Origin of the sequence: Pauljensenia sp. UMB3104 (genome assembly GCF_030217285.1) — a bacterium.
Taxonomy (GTDB): Bacteria; Actinomycetota; Actinomycetes; order Actinomycetales; family Actinomycetaceae; genus Pauljensenia.
Window position 1 is genome coordinate 1 of sequence record NZ_JASONN010000254.1, and the last position, 285, is coordinate 285.

The following is a 285-nucleotide window of genomic DNA, read 5'->3' on the forward strand; positions in this document are numbered from 1 at the left end:
GTGAACCAACCAACGGACAAATCTCGACGCACGTGTGTACAACTGACGGAGACGAAAGAGGTGACTAACGGGAAACTCGACGCAACTTTCGTTTCACATTCAGCAACGAACGCACCATGATGTACTGCGGGCGCGACACGGGCAGATCCCAAGCGCCAGCAACATCTGTGTATGAAGTCGCGAAAGCAAGCTTGTAGCGGCCAACGTGGAACAGCGTTGAATTACGCGGAGAATGAATGCCTCGAAGATCGAACCCTTTAAAGCCTTCGCTACCAAGGAGGAGTG

At 52.6% G+C, this 285-nt stretch carries 1 pseudogene; it reads right to left on the minus strand.

The features are described from left to right. Window positions 1-64 precede the first annotated feature (64 nt). Window positions 65-285 (minus strand): annotated as a pseudogene (locus QP415_RS11600) (lipid II:glycine glycyltransferase FemX); the annotation flags it as partial.